Origin of the sequence: Castellaniella sp., from assembly GCF_047971665.1 — a bacterium.
Classification (GTDB): Bacteria; Pseudomonadota; Gammaproteobacteria; order Burkholderiales; family Burkholderiaceae_B; genus Castellaniella.
On the sequence record NZ_JBKEAA010000020.1, the window covers coordinates 48476 to 67503 of the forward strand.

21 protein-coding genes and 1 riboswitch are annotated in these 19028 nt (G+C 62.1%); of the genes, 17 read left to right on the forward strand and 4 right to left on the reverse strand.

Annotated features, from left to right (window positions below):
- Nucleotides 1-2 precede the first annotated feature (2 nt).
- Nucleotides 3-704 (forward strand): ABC transporter ATP-binding protein, encoded by a 702-nt coding sequence (locus tag ACK5JE_RS08465; protein ID WP_416801259.1) that lies wholly within the window; start codon nt 3-5, stop codon nt 702-704.
- A gap of 89 nt (nt 705-793) precedes the next feature.
- Here ACK5JE_RS08465 and ACK5JE_RS08470 read toward each other — a convergent pair whose 3' ends face one another.
- On the reverse strand, nt 794-1405 hold the full coding sequence (locus ACK5JE_RS08470) for a glutathione S-transferase family protein (RefSeq protein WP_416801260.1): 612 nt from the start codon (nt 1403-1405) through the stop codon (nt 794-796).
- Between the two features lie 131 nt (nt 1406-1536).
- Here ACK5JE_RS08470 and ACK5JE_RS08475 point away from each other — a divergent pair, with 131 nt between their 5' ends.
- From ACK5JE_RS08475 to ACK5JE_RS08500, 6 genes are all read left to right on the forward strand, one after another.
- Nucleotides 1537-2508, forward strand: a complete 972-nt coding sequence (locus ACK5JE_RS08475; RefSeq protein ID WP_416801413.1) for a D-2-hydroxyacid dehydrogenase — start codon at nt 1537-1539, stop codon at nt 2506-2508.
- 18 nt (nt 2509-2526) lie between these two features.
- Complete coding sequence (locus tag ACK5JE_RS08480) at nt 2527-3636, forward strand: type I glyceraldehyde-3-phosphate dehydrogenase (RefSeq protein ID WP_416801261.1); 1110 nt, start codon at nt 2527-2529, stop codon at nt 3634-3636.
- 4 nt (nt 3637-3640) lie between these two features.
- Nucleotides 3641-5044, forward strand: a complete 1404-nt coding sequence (gene fumC, locus ACK5JE_RS08485) for a class II fumarate hydratase (protein WP_416801262.1) — start codon at nt 3641-3643, stop codon at nt 5042-5044.
- 131 nt (nt 5045-5175) lie between these two features.
- Nucleotides 5176-5556 (forward strand): DUF488 domain-containing protein, encoded by a 381-nt coding sequence (locus ACK5JE_RS08490; RefSeq protein WP_416801263.1) that lies wholly within the window; start codon nt 5176-5178, stop codon nt 5554-5556.
- 65 nt (nt 5557-5621) lie between these two features.
- A complete protein-coding gene (locus ACK5JE_RS08495; RefSeq protein ID WP_416801264.1) occupies nt 5622-5951 on the forward strand; it encodes an NfeD family protein in 330 nt (109 codons plus the stop codon).
- Nucleotides 5951-6736, forward strand: a complete 786-nt coding sequence (locus ACK5JE_RS08500) for a slipin family protein (protein WP_416801414.1) — start codon at nt 5951-5953, stop codon at nt 6734-6736. Before ACK5JE_RS08495 ends, ACK5JE_RS08500 begins: the two co-directional genes overlap by 1 nt.
- On the opposite strand, the gene ACK5JE_RS08505 is transcribed toward ACK5JE_RS08500, so the two are convergent.
- Nucleotides 6693-7184, reverse strand: coding sequence for a TlpA family protein disulfide reductase (locus ACK5JE_RS08505; protein ID WP_416801265.1), 492 nt, complete (start codon nt 7182-7184; stop codon nt 6693-6695). The two genes, ACK5JE_RS08500 and ACK5JE_RS08505, sit on opposite strands and share 44 nt — an antisense overlap.
- A gap of 224 nt (nt 7185-7408) precedes the next feature.
- On the opposite strand from ACK5JE_RS08505, the gene ACK5JE_RS08510 reads away from it, so the two are divergent.
- Nucleotides 7409-7741 (forward strand): c-type cytochrome, encoded by a 333-nt coding sequence (locus tag ACK5JE_RS08510; RefSeq protein ID WP_416801266.1) that lies wholly within the window; start codon nt 7409-7411, stop codon nt 7739-7741.
- A 241-nt stretch (nt 7742-7982) separates the two neighbouring features.
- Entirely contained in the window at nt 7983-9617 is a 1635-nt protein-coding gene (gene nadB, locus ACK5JE_RS08515; RefSeq protein ID WP_416801267.1) for an L-aspartate oxidase, read from the forward strand.
- A gap of 6 nt (nt 9618-9623) precedes the next feature.
- On the opposite strand, the gene nadC is transcribed toward nadB, so the two are convergent.
- Together nadC and nadA are read right to left on the reverse strand one after the other, a co-directional pair.
- On the reverse strand, nt 9624-10499 hold the full coding sequence (gene nadC, locus ACK5JE_RS08520) for a carboxylating nicotinate-nucleotide diphosphorylase (RefSeq protein ID WP_416801268.1): 876 nt from the start codon (nt 10497-10499) through the stop codon (nt 9624-9626).
- Nucleotides 10496-11632 (reverse strand): quinolinate synthase NadA, encoded by a 1137-nt coding sequence (nadA, locus tag ACK5JE_RS08525; RefSeq protein ID WP_416801269.1) that lies wholly within the window; start codon nt 11630-11632, stop codon nt 10496-10498. The genes nadC and nadA overlap by 4 nt, the downstream gene beginning before the upstream one ends.
- A 181-nt stretch (nt 11633-11813) precedes the next feature.
- Nucleotides 11814-11956, forward strand: a riboswitch (yybP-ykoY riboswitch).
- 75 nt (nt 11957-12031) lie between these two features.
- Between nadA and ACK5JE_RS08530 the strand changes: the two genes are divergently transcribed.
- From ACK5JE_RS08530 to hutG, 8 genes are all read left to right on the forward strand, one after another.
- Nucleotides 12032-12607, forward strand: coding sequence for a TMEM165/GDT1 family protein (locus ACK5JE_RS08530; protein WP_416801270.1), 576 nt, complete (start codon nt 12032-12034; stop codon nt 12605-12607).
- A gap of 6 nt (nt 12608-12613) precedes the next feature.
- Nucleotides 12614-13891, forward strand: coding sequence for an arsenic transporter (locus ACK5JE_RS08535; RefSeq protein ID WP_416801271.1), 1278 nt, complete (start codon nt 12614-12616; stop codon nt 13889-13891).
- A gap of 123 nt (nt 13892-14014) precedes the next feature.
- Nucleotides 14015-14716, forward strand: a complete 702-nt coding sequence (locus ACK5JE_RS08540; RefSeq protein WP_416801272.1) for an aspartate/glutamate racemase family protein — start codon at nt 14015-14017, stop codon at nt 14714-14716.
- A 241-nt stretch (nt 14717-14957) separates the two neighbouring features.
- Nucleotides 14958-15716, forward strand: a complete 759-nt coding sequence (locus ACK5JE_RS08545; RefSeq protein ID WP_416801273.1) for an IclR family transcriptional regulator — start codon at nt 14958-14960, stop codon at nt 15714-15716.
- Between the two features lie 32 nt (nt 15717-15748).
- A complete protein-coding gene (locus ACK5JE_RS08550) occupies nt 15749-16492 on the forward strand; it encodes a transporter substrate-binding domain-containing protein (protein WP_416801274.1) in 744 nt (247 codons plus the stop codon).
- The gene (locus ACK5JE_RS08555; protein ID WP_416801275.1) at nt 16489-17157 is read left to right on the forward strand and encodes an amino acid ABC transporter permease; all 669 of its coding nucleotides are present in this window, start codon (nt 16489-16491) and stop codon (nt 17155-17157) included. Before ACK5JE_RS08550 ends, ACK5JE_RS08555 begins: the two co-directional genes overlap by 4 nt.
- 14 nt (nt 17158-17171) lie before the next feature.
- Complete coding sequence (locus ACK5JE_RS08560) at nt 17172-17939, forward strand: amino acid ABC transporter ATP-binding protein (RefSeq protein WP_416801415.1); 768 nt, start codon at nt 17172-17174, stop codon at nt 17937-17939.
- The gene (gene hutG / locus ACK5JE_RS08565; RefSeq protein ID WP_416801276.1) at nt 17936-18871 is read left to right on the forward strand and encodes a formimidoylglutamase; all 936 of its coding nucleotides are present in this window, start codon (nt 17936-17938) and stop codon (nt 18869-18871) included. Before ACK5JE_RS08560 ends, hutG begins: the two co-directional genes overlap by 4 nt.
- Nucleotides 18872-19028: the final 157 nt, after the last annotated feature.

Genomic DNA, 19028 nt, shown 5'->3' on the forward strand with positions numbered 1-19028 from the left:
CCGTGCTCAAACTCGAAAACGTCAGCACGTTCTACGGGGCCATCCAGGCTCTGAACGATGTATCCGTGGAGGTCAATCAAGGAGAAATCGTCACCTTGATCGGGGCCAATGGCGCGGGCAAGACCACGTTGCTCATGACGGTCTGCGGCAATCCGCGCGCCAGCGCCGGCAAGATCACTTTCCTGGATCAGGAGATCACGCAGGAACCGACCCACGTCGTCATGCAGCGCGGGATCGCCATCTCGCCGGAAGGCCGGCGCGTGTTTCCCGACCTGACGGTGGCGGAAAACCTGAACATGGGGGCGTTCTTCCTGAACCGGACTCTGACCGAAGAAGGCATGGAGCATGTCTTCAATCTGTTTCCGCGCCTGCGTGAACGCGCCAATCAGCGGGCGGGCACGATGTCCGGCGGTGAACAGCAGATGCTGGCCATCGGCCGGGCATTGATGACGCGCCCCAAGCTGCTGCTGCTGGACGAGCCGACACTGGGGCTGGCGCCGCTGATCATCGCGCAGATTTTCGACATCATCCGCACCATCCGCGAGGAGGGGGTGACGGTGTTCCTGGTCGAGCAGAATGCCAACAAGGCGTTGCAGGTGGCCGACCGAGGCTACGTCCTGGAAACCGGCAAGGTCGTGCTGGCCGACACGGGGGTCAATCTGCTCAGCAACGACGAGGTCCGCAAGGCCTATCTGGGCGCCTGAGAATCTCGCGGGCTCCGATTCCCACGTCGCCGCTTGCAGGCGGCTCCGATCGTCCTGTACACAAGACAGCCCGCAGGGGCTGTCTTGTGTCAGGACAATCCCTGTGATTTGAGGGCGGATTGGACGGCGGGGTCGGCGCGCAGGCGGGTCTGGAATGCGCGCAGCTCATCCTGGCCGGGCAGCGGGATTTCCTTGAGATCCGCCCACATGAGCAGGACGAACAGGTAGGCGTCGGCGACGGAACGCTTGCCGGTCAGCCAATCGCGTCCGCGCAGGCGGTCGTTGGCGAATGCGAACAGGCTTTGGAGTTTTTCGGCGGCTTTGCCCGCCACGATCCGGGCCTGCGCCTCATCGCCATTGGTGTAATAGGCCGGGCCGAAGACCAGGCCGAATGTCTTGTGCACGTCGGCATTGCAGAAGGCCAGCCAGCGGCGCGTCTGCGCCCGTTCGCGCGGCGTGTCGCCCAGCAGGCCGGCCTCCGGGTTCAGCTCGGCTAGGTAATTCAGGATGGCCGCGCTCTGGGTCAGCACGAAGTCGCCATCCACCAGCGTCGGGACCGCGCCCAGCGGATTGAGCGCCAGGTAGTCGGCTTCTTTGGTCTGTTCGCGGGTCAGGCGCACGGCCTCGTAGGGTTTGCCGATCCATTCGAGCGCAATGTGGCTCGCCAGGGGACAGGCGCCAGGAAAATAATAGAGTTTCATCGGAGTGATCAGGATAAAAGGGAAGGGTCGTTTCGAGTTATACCACCATGGCGAGGCCGCGTGCGGGCCGGCCATGAGGTAGACTATCCTGCTGACGCTGTTTTTCGACGAGGCCTCTTTCCGTGGAACCCCTGCGTATTGTTTTCCTGGACCGGGATTCCCTGCCGGCGACAGAGAATTTCATGGGCCCGGAGACGCCCCACGACCTGGTGCAGTACCCGCGCACCACGCCCGATCAGGTGATCGGGCGCATCCGTGACGCCGATATCGTGATCGTCAACAAGGTTGTGCTCGATGCCGTCGCGATCGCGGCAGCGCCGCGCCTGCGCATGATCGCGGTCGCCGCGACCGGCACCGACAATGTTGACCTGGAGGCCTGCAATCAGCGCGCCATCGTCGTGTCCAATGTGCGCGATTATGCCGTGCATACGGTGCCGGAACATACGTTCGCCCTGATGCTGGCCCTGCAGCGCAACCTGCTTGCCTATCGCCAGTCGGTCCGTGAGGGCCGCTGGCAGGAAAGCGGCCAATTCTGCTATTTCGATTTTCCCGTGCGCGATCTGGCCGGATCGACACTGGGCATCATCGGCCGGGGCGCGTTGGGCGAGGCCGTGGCCGGGATCGCCCGCGCCTTCGGCATGCATGTCCAGTTTGCCGCGCGGCGCGGCGCGGGCAAGCCGGGCGACGACTACGTCGACTTCGAGCAGGTGCTGCGCACCAGCGATGTGATCAGCCTGCATTGCCCGCTCAACGCGCAGACTCGCGGCATGATCGGCGCGGCCGAGTTCGTTCTGATGGAGCGCAGGCCGTTGCTCGTGAATACGGGGCGCGGCGGCCTGGTCGATGAGCACGCCCTGGAACACGCGCTGCGCAACGGCCAGATCAGCGGGGCGGGGTTCGACGTCTCGTCCCAGGAGCCGCCCGCGCCGGATCATCCCCTGATGCGTCTGCTGGACCATCCGAACTTCATTCTGACCCCACACGTGGCCTGGGCCAGCGAGTCCGCCATCCGGACCGTGATTCAGCAGGTGCGTGCAAACATCGACGCGTTTCTGCGCGATGAGCCGCGCAGCATGGTCGCCGGCCGGCGCGCCGTCCCCTGAACCGCGAAGCCGCCTCTCATGTCTTCCGATTGCCCTGAAGCCTCAGCCATTCGCCCCTTGCGGGTCGCCATCAACGGCTATGGCAGGATCGGTCGTTGCGTGCTGCGCGCATGGATGGAATCCGCGCACCGGCACCGCCTGCGCATCGTGGCGATCAATGAGCCGGCCGACCTGGAGTCCATGGCGTACCTGACCCGCTTCGATTCGACGCATGGCGTCTTTCCGGGGGCCGTCGGCGTGATCGATGGCGGGCTCTGCATCGCGGGGCAGGCGATTTCTGTCTTTCATGCGCGAGAACCCGCTGACGGTCCCTGGAACTCACTGGAATTCGACCTGCTGCTGGAATGCTCCGGCGCCTTTTCCACCCGCGACGCGTTGCAGACCTTTCTGGATGCCGGCTGCCCACGGGTTCTGGTTTCGCATCCCGGCAAGAGCGCAGCCGACGTGGACAGCACCATCGTTCACGGCATCAATGACGATGAACTGCAGGCCGGGCAGCGCATTGTGTCGGCGGCCTCGTGCACGACTAATGCCGCCGTGCCGATCCTGGATCTGCTGGAGCGTCATCTGGGCGTGGACAACGCTTTCCTGACCACACTGCATTCAGTCATGAACGATCAGCCCATGATCGATGGCTATCACCATGCCGATCTGCGCCGCACCCGCTCGGCCATGCAGTCGATCGTGCCGGTCGCGACGGGCCTGGCCCAGGGCATCGAACGCCTGCTGCCGGGCCTGGCGGGCCGCATCCAGGCCAAAGCGGTGCGGGTTCCGATCCTCAACGTCTCGGCCATCGATCTGGCCGTCAATCTGCGCCGGGACACGACGCAAGACGCGCTGAATGCTCTTTTTGCAGAGGCGGCGCGGGCGCGGCCGGATCTGATCGCCTGTACCAATCTGCCCCATGCTTCTGTGGACTTCAATCACGATTCGCACTCGGCCGTCGTCGACCTGGGACAGACCCGGGTCAATCAAGGCCGGTTCGTCAATCTGCTGATCTGGTTCGACAACGAATGGGGCTTCGCCAACCGGATGCTCGACGTGGCGCGATGCTGGGCGGATCGATGCCCGCCTTCCGACACGCTGACGCGAGAACCCGTTCCCCCATCCTCATTTTCTGGAGTTTGACATCATGGCTGAAAGCCGGACAGAAACCGATTCCATGGGCGCCATCGAGGTGCCTTCCGCCCACTACTGGGGCGCTCAGACGCAGCGTTCCATTCAGAATTTTCCGATCGGTGTGGCCCGATTCCGCTGGCAGCCTCCCGTGATCCGCGCCCTGGGCGTACTGAAAAAGGCCGCCGCCCAGGCCAATGCCGAACTGGGCGAATTGCCGGCCGACATCGGCAAGCTGATTGTGCAGGCCGCTGACGAGGTCATCGAAGGCAAGCTCGACGGCGAGTTCCCGCTGGTAGTGTTCCAGACCGGATCGGGCACCCAGTCGAACATGAATGCCAACGAGGTCATTTCCAACCGCGCCATCGAGATCGCCGGCGGGCAGGTGGGCTCCAAGACGCCGGTGCACCCGAACGATCACGTCAATCGCGGCCAATCGTCCAATGATACGTTCCCCACGGCGATGCATATCGCCGTGGCCGAGGAACTGGCGCGCCATTTCTTCCCCTCCGTCGGCCGTCTGCGCGCCACGCTCGATGCCAAGGCCAAGGCCTTCGAGGACATCGTCAAGACCGGCCGCACTCATTTGCAGGATGCCACGCCGATCACGCTGGGCCAGGAAATCAGCGCCTGGGTTGCGCAGATCGATTTCGCCCTGGATACGGTCCAGTCGGCGCTGCCCGGGGTCTATGACCTGGCGATCGGCGGCACGGCTGTGGGGACCGGCCTGAATGCGCATCCGCGTTTCGGCGAACTGGCGGCGGCCCGCATCGCCGACATCACCGGGCTGCCTTTCCGCAGTGCGGAAAACAAATTCTTCGCGCTGTCGGCTCACGATGCGCTGGTGAGCCTTTCGGCGGCGTTGCGCACCCTGGCCGGTGCGTTGATGAAAATCGCCAACGACGTGCGCTGGCTGGCCAGCGGCCCTCGCTGCGGCATCGGCGAGCTGCTGATTCCGGAAAACGAACCGGGATCCTCCATCATGCCGGGCAAGGTCAATCCCACCCAATGCGAGGCCATGACGATGGTCTGCGCCCAGGTCTATGGCAACGATGCCGCCGTGGCCTTCGCCGGGTCCCAGGGCAATTTTCAGCTGAACGTCTACAAGCCGGTCATGGTGCACAATGTGCTCGAAAGCATCGGTCTGTTGGCCGACGCCTGCTTGTCTTTCGACGAACACTGCGCCACGGGCATCGAGCCCAACTTGCCGCGGATCGAGGAAAACCTGAAAAAGAACCTGATGCTGGTGACGGCCCTGAACCGCCACATCGGCTACGACAAGGCAGCCGCGATCGCCAAGAAAGCCCACAAGGAACACAGCACCTTGCGGGAAGCCGCGCTGGCGCTGGGCTTTCTGAATGATGCGCAGTACGATGAATGGATCGTCCCGCTCGATATGACGCACCCCAGCGAAAAATAAGGCGGGACGTGCAACGGCCCTGGCGGGCTGTTGCGCGCCAGCCGAATCGAATCCGGACCGCGCACAGGCGGCGAGGTGGCGGGAGGCAACGGCTGGAGATCTCCTGACAGGGAATCCGCAAGGCAGGCACCATGAAATCGCCCGTACAGATCAAGCGTGTATACGAAGAACCCGAAAATACCGACGGCCTGCGCGTATTCATCGACCGGCTCTGGCCGCGCGGCCTGTCCAAGGCTGCGCTCAAGTATGATCTGTGGTGCAAGGATCTGGCTCCCAGTCCGGCCTTGCGGACCTGGTTTGGTCACAAGCCGGAGCACTGGGAGGGTTTTCGCCACGATTACGCCGCCGAATTGCAGGATGCGCAGGCACAGGCCCGCATGGGCGAGGTTTTCCAGGCGGCCCGGGGCCGGCGCATCACCCTGGTTTTCGGCGCCAAGGATCTGGAACATAATCACGCATTGATTCTGGCGGAGGCGATGAACGACTACGCCAGGCGTCATTCTGTCGGCTGACCGAATCGACGCCGATGCCGTTGCGGCCTGCGCCGGGAGGCCGACCCTATGCTTGGGGAAGAGAGATGCTGTTGGTTTATTTCGGCTCCCAGTCGGTCTGGGCGCTGTCGCTGTTGGGATTGATTCTGCTGTTGGCCGTGATCATCGCCATCCAGGCGCATCGCGGCCGTGCCAGGGGCGGCAACGAAGAACTGCCCGGCATGATCGGTGAGGTCGTCCAGGCCTCCGACATCCGGGGCAGGGCGCGCGCCCTGGTGCGCGGCGAGATCTGGCAGGTGCATGCGGACATGCGCCTGATGCCGGGTCAGACCGTGCGCGTCCGGGCCGAACGCGGCCTGATATTGGAAGTCGAACCCGTCCCCGAGCGGGATGTTTCTCCGGGAGAACCCACATGATGTTTCTGGAACTGGATACGGGCTTGAGCCTGGGCATCCTCGCCCTCCTGCTGTTCGTGCTGTTCAAGCTGTTCCGCATTCTGCGCGAATATGAGCGCGCCGTGATCTTCACCCTGGGCCGGTACACCAGCACCAAAGGACCGGGGCTGATCATCGTGATTCCCTTTCTGCAGCAGGCGGTGCGGGTGGACATGCGCGTGGTGACGCTGGATATTCCCCCTCAGGATGTGATTTCCCGAGACAACGTCTCGGTCCAGGTCAATGCCGTGGTGTATTTTCGGGTGGTCGAGCCCGCCAAGGCCATCATTCAGGTCGAACGCTACCTGGAGGCCACCAGCCAGCTGGCGCAGACGACGCTCAGGGCTGTGCTGGGCAAGCATGAGCTCGACGAGATGCTGGCCGAGCGCGAAAAACTGAACCAGGACGTGCAGACCATTCTGGATGCCCAGACCGATGGCTGGGGCATCAAGGTCACCAATGTCGAAATCAAGGATATCGGCCTGAACGAGACCATGGTGCGCGCCATGGCGCGCCAAGCCGAGGCCGAGCGCGATCGCCGTGCCAAGGTCATCCACGCCGAAGGGGAACGTCAGGCGGCTCAGGCGCTGGCCGATGCAGCCAATACCCTGTCCCAGGAACCGGCCTCCATGCAGCTGCGCTATCTCGAAACGCTGGCGCAGGTCGCGGGTGACAAATCGTCGACGCTGGTCTTCCCGATTCCCATCGATCTGCTGGCGGGGTTCATCGGGACGCCGAATCCGCCTCGGCCAGAAGCTGACCGATGACCGCGCCTACCCGCAGGTCGTCCAGCCGTCCAAAATGATGCAACCGGATACCGCCCCGGACGTCCAGAATCACCAGGGTCGGTGTGCCTTGCAATCCCCAGGCCTGCATGGTCAGCGGGATCGGATTGCCGGTCGGGGAAGGGCGGTCGATGCCGACGGGAAAGCGGATCCGGTATTCGTGAACGAACGCCCGCAGGGAGGTCTCCCCCATGGCGTCATGATGTTCGAATACGGTGTGCAGGCCAATGACCTGAACGCGTCCAGGCGGGAAAGACTCATGAATCATCCTGGCCTGGGGCAGGCCATGGGATACGCAACCCGGACACAGCATCTGGAACGCGTGCACGACCACGACGGCGCCGCGCAGCGACTCCAGCGTGGGTGCCGTGTCATGGACGTTCAGCCAGGTCTCGATGTCCCAGGGGGGAGGCAGCGCACCGCTGATCATGGCAAGACTCCGCAAGGATGACGTTCGATTCCATGATAGGCCGGTCGCGCACCCGGGAAAAGGTGTCCGGAGGCGATAACCTACAGATCATAGTGGTAATCTATCGCAGGTTTGCCGGCCGTGGTGTAATGTGGCACTTCGCTGCAGGCTTGCTCAGCGGCGGGGCGATGCGGGACGCCCGCAGGCGCTTCTCGGTAACTTCCTTGTTTGACGGAGACTCTCACATGAAAATATCCGCGCTCGTACTGAGCCTTCCTCTGTTGGCCATGGGCCAGGTCGCTCACGCTGCGCCCACGTTTGCCGATGTCCAGAGCATTCTGACCATGAATGCCTGTCTCGCCTGCCACTCGGTCGACAAGAAAGTCGTCGGACCCGCGTATACCGAGGTTGCCGCCAAGCACAAGGGGCAGGCCGACGCTGCCGAAATCCTGACCAAGCACATCAAGGAAGGCAGCTCGGGCGTCTATGGCCCCATTCCGATGCCGCCCAATGTCGCGATCAAGGACGATGAGATCAAAAAAGTGGTCGAGTGGCTGATCGCCGGTGCGGCGCAGTAATTCTTCCCCATTTTTGTGACCGGTCCGTCCCGGCGCATCGGGCTGGGCGGACCGGATCGCGATGCTTTGCGTGACCCTGCAGCGGTCGTTGACTGCGGCAGGGTTTTTTCGATTCCAATCGCCGGCTTCGAGCGCGCCGGCGGGCCGGAACGACCGGCAGGCCGTGAATCAGGTGAATCGGATATAGAATGATCCACCGGCCCGGCAAGTCCGGAGATTCATCCGCCAACCAAAAAGAGTCATGGATCACCAATACGACGTCCTGATCATCGGCAGCGGCCTGTCTGGCCTGACGGTGGCACTGCACCTGGCCGCCGACAAGAAAGTCGCCGTGCTGTCCAAAAAAGCCTTGCTCGATGGGGCCAGCAACTGGGCCCAGGGCGGCATTGCCGCCGTGCTGGACTCTCAGGACAGCCACGACGAGCATATCGCCGATACGCTGGTGGCCGGCGCCGGACTGTGCGACATCGACGCAACACGCCATATCGTCGAGCAGGGCCGTTCGGCCATCGACTGGCTGATCGAGCTTGGGGTGCCATTCACACCCGATCAGGGCGCCGAACTGGGCTTTCATCTGACCCGCGAGGGCGGCCACAGCCAGCGGCGCATCATTCATGCGGCCGACGCCACCGGCCATCTGGTCCAGCTCACGCTGGAGCAACAGGTTCGGACCCATCACAACATCACCTTGCTGGAATATCACTCGGGGGTCGAGCTCATCACCAGCCGCATCCTGGCCGACGGTGGCCCGATTCCGGACAATCAACCCGCGCGCTGCCTGGGCGCCTACGTCTATGACGAACAGGCCGACCGCGTGCACACGGTCCTGGCCTCCTGCGTGGTGCTGGCGACGGGCGGCGCGGGCAAGGTCTATCTGCACACCAGCAACCCGGATACCTCCACGGGCGACGGGATCGCCATGGCCTGGCGGGCGGGCTGCCGCGTGGCCAACATGGAATTCATGCAGTTCCATCCGACCTGCATGTTCCATCCCCGGGCCAAGTCCTTCCTGATTTCCGAGGCCGTGCGGGGAGAAGGCGGCGTACTGCGCCTGCCGGCCTCGGCGGGCGCCCAGGCGGGCGAGCGCTTCATGAAATGGCACGACGAGCGGCTGGAGCTCGCGCCGCGTGACGTAGTGGCCCGCGCCATCGATTTCGAGATCAAGAAACGCGGCCTGACCCATGTGGATCTGGACATCAGCCACCGTACGCCCGAGTTCATTCGTGAGCATTTTCCGACCATTCATGCCCGCTGTCTGGAATTCGGCATCGATATGACCCGTGAACCGATCCCGGTCGTCCCGGCAATGCACTTCACCTGCGGCGGAGTGGTGGTGGACATGAACGGGCGCACCGATATCCCCGGTCTCTATGCCGTGGGAGAGACAGCCTATACCGGCCTGCACGGCGCCAACCGCCTGGCCAGCAATTCGCTGCTGGAATGCCTGGTGATCGGCCGCAACGCCGCGCATGACATCGATGTCCTGCCGCCTGCCGAGCCCCTGGAGGGCCAAGTGCCCGATTGGGATGACAGCCGGGCGCGGGACAGCTCAGAGGCTGTCCTGGTGACGCATGCCTGGGACGAGGTCCGCCGCCTGATGTCCAACTATGTCGGTATTGTGCGCACACAAAAGCGCCTGGGCCGTGCGCATCAGCGCATCAACCTGCTGAACCAGGAGATCGAGTCGTATTACCAGGAACACCGGGTCACCAGCGATCTGCTGGAATGCCGCAACCTGATTCAGGTCGCGGCGCTGGTGGTGGCGGCCGCCCTGTCGCGCAAGGAAAGCCGGGGCCTGCATTATTGCCAGGATTTCCCCTGGACGTTGCCCCGGGCGCTGCCCACGGTCATGACGCCCGAGGAGGGCTTTCGCTGAGACTGGTCAGACGATGCGCAAGGAATAATCGGTGGCCCGGATGTCCTTGGTCAGGCTGCCGATGGAAATCCGATCGACCCCCGTACGGGCGATGTCACCGACCGTGTCGTGATGGATGCCGCCCGAGGCCTCCAGCAAGGCACGTCCCCCGTTGAGCGTGACGGCGGCGCTCAGGTCATCCAGATCGAAATTGTCCAGAAGTACGGATACGGCGCCGGCATCCAGCGCCTGCCGCAATTCGTCCAGGGACTCGACTTCGATCTGGATCGGGACGCCGCCCGAGATCTTTTGCGCGGCACGCAAGGCAGCGGCGATGCCGCCGGCCGCCAGGATATGGTTTTCCTTGATCAGGATCCCGTCATATAAAGCCAGCCGCTGGTTCTGGCCGCCGCCCACCCGCACGGCGTATTTTTCGGCCAGGCGCAGGCCGGGCAGCGTCTTGCGGGTATCCAGGATGGCCGCCCGGGTGCCCGCGATCAGATTGACGTAACGGCGGGTGGCCGTGGCCACGCCGGAGAGCAGCTGCAGAAAATTCAAGGCCGTGCGTTCGGCGGTCAACAGCGCGCGGGCCGGGCCGCGCAGACGGCAGACCACGGAATCAGCAGCCATCTCGTCGCCTTCGGCATAGGCCCAGTCCAGTTCGATCTGTCCATCGATGCGGCGCATCACGGCTTCGAACCAGGGCGCGCCGCACAGGACCGCCGCCTCACGGACGATGACGCGGGCGGTTTCGATCTGCTGATCGGGAATCAGCAGGCCGGTGACGTCGCCCGTTCCGATATCCTCGAGCAGGGCCTGTTCGATATTGGTCTCGAAGGCCGACTGCAGGGCGGGCGGGAAGGGGGCGTGGGGATTGCGCAAAGAAGAAGCAGAATGGCTCATGCCGGGCCGACTCCCGAGAACAGGGCCTGTTCCCGGGCCAGATCCGGACCAGGACGCGTATTGCGGCGACGCGCCGCCGCGAAATCCAGCATCCGGTCGATACAGACCTTGGCCTGACGCCCGATGGCCGGATCCAGGTGGATCTCATGGGTGTCGAATTCAAGGGCATCGGCAATGCCCTTGAGGGAATTCATGGCCATCCAGGGGCAATGGGCACAGCTTTTGCAGGTCGCGGACTCACCCGCTGTCGGCGCTGCGATGAAAGTCTTGTCGGGCGCGGCCAGACGCATCTTGTGCAGCAGGCCCTGGTCGGTGGCCACGATGAAGGTCATGGCCGGTGATTCGGTCACGGCGGCCAGCAGCCGCGAGGTCGATCCGACGACATCGGCCTGGGCCACGACGGCGGCGGGCGATTCGGGATGCACCAGGACCAGGGCGCCGGGATGTTCCTTGCGCATCAGATCCAGCTCGATTCCCTTGAACTCGTCATGCACGGTGCAGGAACCCTGCCACAGGATCATGTCGGCGCCGGTCTCACGCTGGATGTAGGAACCCAGGTGACGGTCAGGCGCCCAGAGGAGCTTTTGGCCCTGCCGGTGCAATTCGGAGACGATGTCCAGGCCGATGGAGGAGGTCACCATCCAGTCGGCCTGGGCCTTCACGGCGGCGCTGGTGTTGGCATACACCACCACTGTCCGGTCCGGATGCTGCGCCCTGAACGCGGCAAACGCCACGGGATCACACCCCAGATCGAGAGAACAGGTGGCGTCCAGGTCGGGCATCAGGATGCGTTTTTCGGGAGACAGTATCTTGGCGGTTTCGCCCATGAAACGCACGCCCGAGACCATCAGGGTCTGGGCCGCGTGATCGCGTCCGAAACGGGCCATCTCCAGAGAGTCGGAGACACAGCCGCCGGTTTCCTCGGCCAGATCCTGGATGTCGGCATCCACGTAGTAGTGCGCAACCAGGACGGCATTGCGGGATTTCAGCAGCCGCCGGACGCGGTCCTTTTGAAAGCTGCGTTCCTGGGGAGAGAGCGGCGGATTCACCCGGGCCCAGGCTTCGGCCACCGTACGGGTGCCGACAGCCATGTCCGGGCGGTCGAATTCGACGATTCGGGTACCTGAGGGCATGATGAGTGGGATCGAATCTGTATGTAAAACGAGTAGGAAGCCATCATACGACAAAGCGGCCCGACCCGCCTGATTCAGCCTTGCGTTTCGCATGGGAATCACCGGGACGCAGTCCGGTCATCTGCGGACCGTCTCCGGCGAAAAACCACCCTGTGGACGGAACAACCCCGGTATAATTCGCGCACCCGTCATCGGGGAGTAGCCGACTCGCGCCCAGGTCCGTCCTGTCAGGATGACTTGCCGCGCGCAGTGCGGGCGTCAACACACTTGGCCATCCGGTCATGGCGCCCGCAGCCCGCCGGTATCTTGCATTCCGGGGCCTGGCAAGACCGCTGACTGCGTTTTCCGCCGCGAGGGGCCGGTGGAAGCGTAGTCGCGTCAGCCCCGGATCTCTTTGTCATGGATACCTTTCTTGTTTCCACCGGCGTGGTTGCCCTGGGTGAAATCGGCGACAAGACGCAACTGCTGGCCATGATGCTGGCCGCCCGCTACCACCGGCCTGGCCTGATCTGTCTGGGCGTGCTGATTGCCACACTGTTCAACCATGCGCTGGCGGGCCTGGTGGGTCAACTGGTGGCGCAACTGCTCGATCCCGTCATGCTGAAATGGATTCTTGGCATTTCCTTTCTGCTCATGGCCTGTTGGTTGCTGATCCCCGATAAGCTCGATGAGGCGCCACGACCGATGCGCGGGCTGGGGGTGCTGACGGCCACGATCACGCTGTTTTTCCTGGCCGAGATGGGAGACAAGACCCAGATCGCCACTGTGACCCTGGCTGCGCGCTACGACAATCTGGTCGCGGTCGTGGGCGGCAGCACCTTGGGCATGATGCTGGCCAACGTACCGGCGGTGTATTTCGGCGATCGCGCCGCCAGTCGGCTCCCTGTGCGCGTGGTGCATGGCGTTGCCGCCGCGCTGTTCGCGCTCCTGGGCTGTACGACGCTGCTGAGCGCAGCGGGCTGGCTGGGGAGTTGACGCTCGATGATGGCTTTGGCGCTGTTCGTCCTGACGCTGGCGCTGGTCATCTGGCAACCGCAAGGTCTGGGCATCGGCTGGAGTGCGTGCCTGGGAGCGGGGCTGGCGCTGTTGACCGGGGTCATTCAACCCGCGGACATTCCCGTGGTCTGGGGGATCGTCTGGAACGCCACCGGAACTTTCGTCGCGGTCGTGATCATCAGCCTGCTGCTGGAAGCCGCCGGATTCTTTGAATGGGCCGCGCTGCATGTCGCTCGCTGGGGCGGCGGCAGAGGAGAGCGCCTGTTCGTCCTGATGGTGCTGTTGGGCGCCGCCGTGAGCGCCCTGTTCAATAACGACGGAGCGGCGTTGATCATGACCCCGATCGTTGTCGCCATGCTCGCGGCGTTGCGGTTTTCTTCCGGGGCGACACTCGCTTTCGTCATGGCGGCGGGTTTCATCGCCGATACCGCCAGCCTGCCGCTGGTCGTATCCAATCTGGTCAATATTGTCACCGCGGATTATTTCGGCATCGGTTTTACCCGCTATGCGGAGATCATGGCGCCCGTCGATCTTGCCGTCATCCTGGCCTCATTGGCGGTGATGGGGGGGCTTTTCCGCCGTGCCATCCCGCCGCGCTATGACGTGCAACGTCTGGCGGCACCCGCCACGGTCATCAACGACCGGCCGACCTTTCTGGCCGGATGGGGCGTGCTGGCCTGGCTGTTGCTGGGCTTTTTCGTGCTCGAGCCGCTGGGCGTCCCGGTCAGCGCGACCGCGGCGGCCGGCGCGTTGGTGCTGGCTGTCGTGGCGGGCAAGGGCGGACGCATTCCGGTTCTGCGCCGGGTGCGCAGTGCGCCCTGGCAGATCATCCTATTCGCTCTGGGCATGTATCTGGTGGTCTATGGCTTGCGCCATGCAGGGCTGACGGGCCTGCTGACACACGCGCTGGATTGGCTGGCCAGGCAGGGACTGTGGACGGCCACCTTGGGGACGGGAATCCTGAGCGCGACCCTGTCTTCGCTGATGAACAATCTGCCCACGGTCCTGATCGGCGCTTTGTCGATCGAGGCCTCTCAAGCCCAAGGGGTGGTGCGCGAGGCGATGATCTACGCGCATGTGATCGGTTGCGACCTGGGCCCCAAACTGACCCCCATCGGCAGCCTGTCGACCCTGCTGTGGCTGCATGTGCTGCGTGGCCGGGACATCCGCATCGGCTGGAAGCAATACTGCCGCACGGGGCTGGTGCTGACGCTGCCGGTGCTGGGCGTGGCGCTGGCAGTCCTGGCGTGGCGGGTGGGGTGATTCAGTGTTAGGTTTGAAAGCACCGGCCTGCATGATTTTCGAGGTCATGGGCAAGCAGTGCCTTTTGGTCGCCGGCCTCAAGCCCCCAGGACACCAGACAGACGAGAGATGACGCAAACCCTCATGAAAACCATCGGCCTGCTTGGCGGCATGAGCTGGGAATCCACCGTTCCTTACTATCGCCATCTCAATGAGGCGGTCAAGGCCCGTCTGGGCGGTTTGCATTCGGCAAAGATCGTGCTGTACAGCGTCGATTTCGCTGAAATCGAGCGCCTGCAACACAAGGGAGACTGGGCATCGGCCGGTATCATGCTGGCCGATGCGGCGCGCGCGCTCGAGCGGGCCGGCGCGGATTTCGTCGTGCTGTGCACCAACACCATGCACAAGGTGGCGCCGGCGATCGAGGCGGCGGTGGCGACGCCACTGCTGCATATCGCCGATCCGACGGCCGCTGAGATACGCAAGGCCGGAATATCCCGCGTCGGGCTGCTCGGCACGCGGTTCACGATGGAGCAGGCGTTCTACCGTGGCCGGCTGGAAGAGCGACACGGCATCGAGGTTCTCGTGCCCGACCAGGCGGATCGCAGCCTGGTGCATCGCGTGATCTATGAGGAACTCTGCCTGGGCCGGGTGCAAGAGACCTCGCGGCAATGCTATCGCGATGTGATGCGGCGCCTCGTCGAGCGTGGCGCTCAAGGCATCATCCTGGGCTGCACGGAGATTTCGTTGCTGGTGGGCGAGAAAGACGCCTGTGTGCCGCTGTTCGACGCTACAGCGATTCATGCGACGGCCGCCGCCGAGATGGCTTTGGTCGCGGCGAACTGAACGATTCGCATATCTGAAGAGACCGGCTCACGGCCATCAGTTTCATCTGATGAACTGCCTTGTATCGCTGACTTGCTTGCGATCAAAGAAAAGGAGTACGACCCGGTAGACATCCAGTCTTGCGTTCGATTGATTCAGTAGTTTCCCCAATATTCTCGTCAGATGAGAATAAAACAATAAAAATTATCGAAAAATACTTATGATTCAATCAATCGATTGAAGAATAAGGTGCTGTCTCCGCATGCAGATAGATCATGTCGCTGCCAAAGGTAGCTCAGAAAGAGTTCTGCTTGTTTTAGCGACGCTGGCCCGGCTGGGGCGCGGAGCCGCCATCTCGGAATTGATCGGGTTGACTGGTCTGGCGCAAAGCACGCTATATCGCCAGTTGTCTCTGTTGCGGCGGTGGGGCTTCGTCATCGGGCGGGACAATGAGTTCTACCCCGGCCCCATGTGCGTGCCCCTCGCCTGGGGATTCGATCAGTCCTCGTTCCTTGCGCAGGAATCACATGAAAGGATGGAGACGCTATCCGTGCAGAGCGGGGAATCAATTGGATTGCTCGTGGCTGTCGGGCATCAGCTTGTCTGTCTCGATATGGTGGAAAGCCAACACCCTCTACGCTGCTCCTTCGTCAAGGGCCGGATTCTGCCACTTTGCAGGGGGGCCTCCGCCAAGGCGTTGCTGGCCTTCATGCATGCTGAGCAACGGCGTGTTGCGCTCGATGAGCTGGAGAGGGCGCAGTTATTGAATGGTCTGTCTCGGACAGTGCTGGAGCGACAGTTGGATCAGATACAAGCGTTGGGTTATGCCGCATCCAACGGCGAACTCGATGCCGGTATCTGGGGAGCAAGTGCACCGTTGTTCCAGCATGCAGATCATCCTGCCGTCGCAGTCATCACCATGATGGCGCCCGCACTTCGGGCGCAAGGTCAGGAAGACCGGTTGATCGAAATGACTGTGCGCGCGGCCGCGCATATTTCGTCGCAGTTGCAGAAACTTTGACTTCAAGACTTGCCCCTACCAAGGAGAATTACATGAAACTTACCCAGACCCTCCGAATGACCTTGCTCGCCCTGACCTTGGGCAGCGCCTCGATCGCCAGCCAGGCTGCATCAGACACCATTCGCGTGGTCACCGACCCCACGTTTCCACCTATGGAGATGACTGTAGATGGAAAACGGACAGGCTTTGACATCGAGTTGACCGAAGCTCTGGCTCAAGCCATGGGCAAGAAAATTGCCTGGACCGATATCGATTTCAAGGGCCTCATCCCGGCAGTGATTTCAGGGCGCGCGGATGCCGCCATGTCAGCGATCTACATCACGGATGCTCGCAAGCAAGCGGTGGACTTCACGGATTCATACTATGCTGGCGGGCTTGTCGTACTGACCAAGAGCGAAGGACCAATCAAGACATTGAAGGATCTGGACGGCAAGCGCGTCACGGTGCAGGTCGGCACGAAATCCGTGAATTACATGCAGGAACACTATTCCAAGGTGCAGCGGGTCGAGGTAGAGAAAAATCAGGAGATGTTCAACTTGGTGGACATCGGCCGGGCGGATGCCGCCGTCACCGGCAAACCCGCGGCCAAACTTTTTGCCCAGCAAAACCCTGGTTTTACTGTGCTTGATGAGCAGATCACGACAGAAGAATACGGCATTGCGGTCAGTAAGAATGAGCCTGAACTGACCAAGGAGCTCAATCAGGCGCTGAGGACGATCAAGGCCAATGGCGTGTACCAGCGGCTGGTCGAAAAGTGGTTCGAGAACAAGAAATGAATCTCGATTTCACCCCTGCGATTGTCGGCTGGGAAGACTTGCTGCGAGGCACATGGGTGACCGTTGAGGTCACCGTGTGCGCGCTGCTGCTTTCCTGCTTCCTGGGCCTGTTGATCGGCATCGGCCGGCTGAATCCACAGCGTCGAATCATCTATAAAGCATGCAGCATCTATCTATCATGCTTTCGCGGGACGCCTTTGCTGGTACAGCTCTTTATCTGGTTCTTTGGTTTGCCCAGATTTGGCATTCTTCTGCCGGCTTTTGTCTGCGGCGTACTCGGCATGGGCATGTATTCCGCCTCATACGTATCCGAGGTCGTTCGAGGCGCAATCCAGTCAGTGGACAAAGGGCAGATCGAGGCGGCGCGTTCTCTTGGAATGTCCTCAACTCAGGCAATGATCAAGATCATCCTGCCGCAAGCCTTTGTGCGCATGATTCCGCCGCTGGGCAATGAGTTCATCGCTCTGATCAAAAATTCAGCATTGGTTTCTCTCGTCACGATTCATGACGTCATGCACGAAGGCCAGAAGATCATCAGTGTGTCTTACCGCTCTCTCGAGGTCTATCTCATCATTGCGCTGATCTACTGGATACTCACCAGCGCCACATCGAGAATCCTTCGCCGTGTCGAACTGCGTTTGCAGGCTGGAGGAATGGTGCAATGAGCGCGTCCGATATCATGATCCAGATTTGTCAGCTGCATAAATCCTATGGCGAGAACGCTGTCCTCAAGGGAATTGATCTGGAGGTCGACAGGTCCCAGGTCGTGGTCGTCATAGGCCCTAGCGGCTCGGGCAAGAGTACACTGTTGCGCTGCTGCAATGGTCTGGAAATCGCCCAACAGGGAACGATCGATATTTGTGGTGAGCGATTACTCGATCAAGGCAAGCTCATGCCGGAAAAGGCCTTGAATCACCTGCGGACCCGCGTCGGTATGGTGTTTCAGTCCTTCAATCTTTTTCCACATCTGACTGTGCTCGAGAATGTCACCATCGGCCCACGTACCCTGCGTGGCGTCTCTGTTGCGCAAGCCGATGAAAAAGGGTTGGCGCTGCTGACTAAAGTCGGGCTCGAGGCGAAAGCACAAGCCATGCCGAATAGCCTTTCCGGAGGACAGAAGCAGCGGGTGGCCATTGCAAGAGCGCTGGCCATGGAGCCGGAAGTCATGCTGTTCGATGAACCTACGTCCGCCTTGGATCCAGAGCTTGTCGGAGAGGTTCTACAAGTGATGAAATTGCTTGCCAAGGAAGGCATGACGATGATGGTCGTGACGCATGAAATGGGCTTTGCGCGGGAAATGGCGGATACCGTCGTTGTCATGGACTATGGCAGAGTGATCGAGGCTGATCGGCCAGACGTCATTTTTCAGCAACCTCGACACGAGCGTACGCGTTCCTTTCTGCAAGCCGTACTCAGCAAAGGGCCCATGGAGACAGGCGCATCATGAACAACTCGCTGTGGAAAGGGCGCGAGGACACATCAGAAAGCGGAGATACGCGCAGGCTGCATCAGGTCGTGCGCCTCGAGCCTACAGGCTATGGGGCAGGGGACAGTGTCTTGCTGGGTTTTGCCAGCGATGCGGGGGTACGGCGCAACCACGGGCGCCCAGGCGCCCGCAAGGGCCCCGAGGCGATCCGGCGCATGCTGGCCAACCTGCCCGCGCACGATCTGACGCGTTTCTGGGATGCGGGCGATACGGTCTGCGAAGGCGATGCCCTCGAAGAGGCTCAGAAAATCCAGGCGCGCAAGATTGCCGAGACACTGAACGCCGGTGCGCGGCCCGTCACGCTCGGTGGTGGACATGAGGTTGCCTGGGCCAGCTTTCAGGGGCTCGCCGCGCATCTGGAAGAAGAGGGTGGTCCGCCGCCGCGCATCCTGATCATCAATCTGGATGCGCATTTCGACCTGCGTACCAGCCGGCCGGGATCATCGGGAACCCCTTTCGACCAGATCCTCGAATATGGCCGAATTCACCGTCTGCCGATTCAGTATGCGTGTCTTGGCGTTTCGCCCGTGGGCAATACCCGGAGTCTGTACGATCACGCTCAGACCCTGAATGTCTGCCATGTCGAGGATTCGGACATGCAGGAGCGGCATTTGCCCGAGCGCCTGCAACAGATCGCAGGATTGCTCGCAGACGCCGACCTGGTCTACTTGACGATTGATCTGGATGTGTTGCCCGCCAGCACGGCGCCCGGTGTGTCGGCTCCCGCATCACTGGGTGTGCCCATGTGCGTCGTCGAGGCTTGTGTGCAGGCGGTCAAGCACAGCGGAAAGATGCGTCTGGCCGATATGGCGGAAATGAATCCGGATTTCGATATCGACCACCATACCGCCCGTGCGGCAGCCAGATTGACCTGGCATTTGCTCAGACCTTAGCGTCTTCCAGGATCACTTCATGATGCGGACGCCTCGCAGCGGATCGGTGGCGACCTGGTTTCGCTTTATTCATACATTTTACATAATATACATTATGCGAATAACAGATCCGGGCAGATCCGACGCCAAAGCCCCGGTTATCCATGGCGGGTCGCAC

Bases quoted from the DNA above. Each gene is read 5' to 3' on its own strand.
- ACK5JE_RS08545 (WP_416801273.1), top strand. From the start codon at position 14,958: ATGCAGATAGATCATGTCGCTGCCAAAGGTAGCTCAGAAAGAGTTCTG.
- ACK5JE_RS08505 (WP_416801265.1), bottom strand. From the start codon at position 7,184: ATGATCAGCGGTGCGCTGCCTCCCCCCTGGGACATCGAGACCTGGCTG.
- ACK5JE_RS08500 (WP_416801414.1), top strand. From the start codon at position 5,951: ATGTTTCTGGAACTGGATACGGGCTTGAGCCTGGGCATCCTCGCCCTC.
- ACK5JE_RS08480 (WP_416801261.1), top strand. From the start codon at position 2,527: ATGTCTTCCGATTGCCCTGAAGCCTCAGCCATTCGCCCCTTGCGGGTC.
- nadB (WP_416801267.1), top strand. From the start codon at position 7,983: ATGGATCACCAATACGACGTCCTGATCATCGGCAGCGGCCTGTCTGGC.
- ACK5JE_RS08490 (WP_416801263.1), top strand. From the start codon at position 5,176: ATGAAATCGCCCGTACAGATCAAGCGTGTATACGAAGAACCCGAAAAT.
- ACK5JE_RS08555 (WP_416801275.1), top strand. From the start codon at position 16,489: ATGAATCTCGATTTCACCCCTGCGATTGTCGGCTGGGAAGACTTGCTG.
- ACK5JE_RS08470 (WP_416801260.1), bottom strand. From the start codon at position 1,405: ATGAAACTCTATTATTTTCCTGGCGCCTGTCCCCTGGCGAGCCACATT.
- hutG (WP_416801276.1), top strand. From the start codon at position 17,936: ATGAACAACTCGCTGTGGAAAGGGCGCGAGGACACATCAGAAAGCGGA.
- ACK5JE_RS08495 (WP_416801264.1), top strand. From the start codon at position 5,622: ATGCTGTTGGTTTATTTCGGCTCCCAGTCGGTCTGGGCGCTGTCGCTG.
- ACK5JE_RS08560 (WP_416801415.1), top strand. From the start codon at position 17,172: ATGATCCAGATTTGTCAGCTGCATAAATCCTATGGCGAGAACGCTGTC.
- ACK5JE_RS08535 (WP_416801271.1), top strand. From the start codon at position 12,614: ATGATGGCTTTGGCGCTGTTCGTCCTGACGCTGGCGCTGGTCATCTGG.
- nadC (WP_416801268.1), bottom strand. From the start codon at position 10,499: ATGAGCCATTCTGCTTCTTCTTTGCGCAATCCCCACGCCCCCTTCCCG.
- fumC (WP_416801262.1), top strand. From the start codon at position 3,641: ATGGCTGAAAGCCGGACAGAAACCGATTCCATGGGCGCCATCGAGGTG.
- nadA (WP_416801269.1), bottom strand. From the start codon at position 11,632: ATGCCCTCAGGTACCCGAATCGTCGAATTCGACCGCCCGGACATGGCT.
- ACK5JE_RS08510 (WP_416801266.1), top strand. From the start codon at position 7,409: ATGAAAATATCCGCGCTCGTACTGAGCCTTCCTCTGTTGGCCATGGGC.
- ACK5JE_RS08530 (WP_416801270.1), top strand. From the start codon at position 12,032: ATGGATACCTTTCTTGTTTCCACCGGCGTGGTTGCCCTGGGTGAAATC.
- ACK5JE_RS08550 (WP_416801274.1), top strand. From the start codon at position 15,749: ATGAAACTTACCCAGACCCTCCGAATGACCTTGCTCGCCCTGACCTTG.
- ACK5JE_RS08540 (WP_416801272.1), top strand. From the start codon at position 14,015: ATGAAAACCATCGGCCTGCTTGGCGGCATGAGCTGGGAATCCACCGTT.